Source organism: Rhodoferax sp. P1_F3 (genome assembly GCF_056405715.1).
Window position 1 is genome coordinate 1 of the sequence record NZ_JBFUBO010000032.1, and the last position, 3,037, is coordinate 3,037.

Annotated in this window: 2 protein-coding genes and 2 pseudogenes; all 4 read left to right on the forward strand. The window is 47.8% G+C overall.

Going from position 1 to position 3,037, the window contains the following annotated elements; genetic code table 11:
- Window positions 1-729, forward strand: a pseudogene (locus AC1DZ5_RS21460) (hypothetical protein); the annotation flags it as partial.
- A gap of 14 nt (window positions 730-743) precedes the next feature.
- Entirely contained in the window at window positions 744-1,463 is a 720-nt protein-coding gene (locus tag AC1DZ5_RS21465) for a helix-turn-helix transcriptional regulator (protein ID WP_477892832.1), read from the forward strand.
- A gap of 206 nt (window positions 1,464-1,669) precedes the next feature.
- A complete protein-coding gene (locus AC1DZ5_RS21470) occupies window positions 1,670-2,236 on the forward strand; it encodes a hypothetical protein (protein WP_477892834.1) in 567 nt (188 codons plus the stop codon).
- A gap of 99 nt (window positions 2,237-2,335) precedes the next feature.
- Window positions 2,336-3,037, forward strand: a pseudogene (locus tag AC1DZ5_RS21475) (hypothetical protein); the annotation flags it as partial.

The window sequence follows — 3,037 nt, forward strand, 5'->3', positions numbered from 1 at the left end:
TGGGTCGCAGGGGATGACGGCTGGCTGGCGCTGGATATTGACGGCAATGGCCTGATTGATTCCGGCCGTGAACTCTTTGGTGCCGACACCGTACTCTCTGGCACCCCAGGTGTGGATGCCGCGTACGCCACCACCGGCTTTGAAGCCCTTAAAGCTCTGGACAGCAATGGCGACAACATTTTCAACGCCGCAGACACAGCCTTTAGCCAAGTACGCATCTGGCAAGACGCTAACCAAGACGGCGTGAGCCAAGGCAACGAACTGTTCACCCTGGCGCAAAAGAGCATCGCCAGTATCAACCTGAACGCCAGCACCACCACGCAGAACTTGGGTAATGGCAACGTGGTCAGCGGCACCGCCACCGTCACCCGCACCAACGGCACCACCACCCTGGCAGAAACCGTGGGCGTGGCCGCAGACACCACGGCGGCCAACCTGCAACTGGGCTCCAACCCGTTTTACAGGGATTTCACCGACACGGTTGTGCTGAGCACGCAGGCGCAGGGCTTGCCGGATATGCACGGCAGTGGTTGGGTGCGGGATTTGCTACCAAGGATTCACTATAAAGTTGATAGCTGCTTGCGCAATGTCTATGCGGGCTACAGGCATAAAAGGCTTATGAACGCTTGTGGTGTGCATCGTATACTTGATTTCAAATCTTGTTGTGCTGGGGCTGCTGTGGGTAATAAGGTGACGGAGATCAGGATGGAACGATTTAGAAGTATGTGAATTGAAGGTCGTTAATGTTGCACTTGACCAATAGTGACTTGCAGCTTTGGCTAAAAGTTATAACAACTCAGCCCAAAGAAGTGCATGAGTTTTTGCCATGGATAGAAAATCGAGTGCGAGATTTTTTTCCATTTAAGCGATTGTTTATGGCGCATGGTGAACTTGTCGCCGGACAAATTAAAACGACTCATTGGCTTGCCTCCGGGCATGAGGCTGATTATTTACAGCAATTGGCAACTACATTTGAATTGGAACATAGGGGGTCAATGGCATGGTGGTTTGCCAATCGTCTGCCCTTCACAATAGATCCAGCAGCACCACCACCCTTTGCATCAGAATTTGAAGTGGCAGAAATTCTTGCTTTCGATCTGAAGAATGTAGCCGCGCATGGGGTATTGAATTGCCGTTCAAACGCTGGAACATATTTCAGTTTTACTGGTGTTGCCATGCCGTTGTCAGATTGGCATATAGAGGCACTGCATCTCTTGGCCCCGGTATTAAATGATCTATACCTAACGCACATGGCCCTGCAAATGACCACTATCACCAAAATAGTGGATAGGCTGACCCTTCGCAAAAAAGACATTGTTCGCCTCATTGCAGAGGGCCAGGACGACAAAAGTGTGGCTCGCAAGCTTGGCATTTCCGAAAAAACGGTCCGCAATCAATTGACAGAGATCTACGCACAACTTGGAGTTAGCAAGCGAACTCAGTTGCTAGCTCTTTTGCGCTGAGATGGGCGGGACATATGTCCTATTGCCAGAACGGCAACCACAACTATGATCGCCAAGAACGTCACGTAGTCTATATCGCTAATCATTGGGATTAAGTCACGTTGTCGTGCCATCTCCATCTTAATAATATTTTGATGTGAAAAACCTTCTGTGCACGGAAGTTTAAGTAAGAATATTCAACAAAAATGAAAAGGTAAGAAAATATTATGTTGAGGAAAATTCTAAGTTTCCAATTCACATTTTTTTTTGGATTGATAGTTATCTCAGGATTCGGTTCAATTGCCAAGGCTAATGGTTTAGATAAGCCCCCTGTTGACATTCCTTTTTATCCTCAAAAAGTTGGGGAAACGTACTCGTTTGATGTAAACGTTATTGAGCAACTTACGTACTCAATTGGTGTGCGATTTTATTTAGTGCTACCAAATAAGTGGTCTCATTTTCTTGATAAAGATGAATCTCCTGAAGATGCAAGACATCTTTCTGAAATTCTTGGCGGAGCAAGAACAACAGAGTCAGGAGAATGGGTGGAGCCTGGTGTTCCCGCAAAATTTCGGGTTCAAATTGTTGAAAAATCTAGTAAAGCAATTTTTCTGGATGAATTAATAAGCCAACCAAAAACTCGAGCAACTTATATGGGAAGGTATGCCGAATTGGTAACTAAAGCACTACCCACAGGCATATACGCCATCCATATTGAATATTTATACGGTGCACGAGATCTGGCGCCTTTGCATGCCAAGATTTTATTCGCCAGAGCACATCACGGAAAATAAGGAAAGTACATGCTAACCGTAACAATCAATATTGCTGGAAGGGGTACCGGACTCAATGACGCAGGTAATGGCCAACCAGGAACGTCTAGTGTCGGGCACATGTGGTACGAACTCAACGATGGAAATGGCAATAGAGCGAGTTACGGCTTTGCACCAGATATAGATCATCATGGCAATCCATTTGCACCCGGAGATGTTTACTATAACGACAGTCTGAATTATCAAAGCCGAGATTACTCACGCACTATCGAAATCACTCAAACGCAATATAACGCGATGCAGAGTTTTGGTGACTCTCCCACTGAAAATGGATTTAGCACGCAATACAATGGACTTACTAATAGTTGTATCGATTTCACGTGGAAAGCGTTAGAGAAGGCCGACCTGAATACCACCCGATTTGAAGGCAGCCTTTGGCCGACAAACAATATAGAAGACACTAGAAAGTTTGTCGATCTTTCTCCGCCTGAAATTCAGCGGATTGATGATTTGTTGAAAGACATATTCCCATTGACTTGGCCGGATATGAATGCTGCGGTCAACACCTCCTACCGCACCGCTGCCGCCACCCGAGCCCCCATCCGCCGCGACCCCCTGGCCATCGACCTGGACGGCGATGGAATCGAAACCATAGGAGTAACTGGAACTCCCGTCCTCTTCGACCACAACGCCGACGGCATCAAGACCGGCACCGGCTGGGTCGCAGGGGATGACGGCTGGCTGGCGCTGGATATTGACGGCAATGGCCTGATTGATTCCGGCCGTGAACTCTTTGGTGCCGACACCGTACTCTCTGGCACC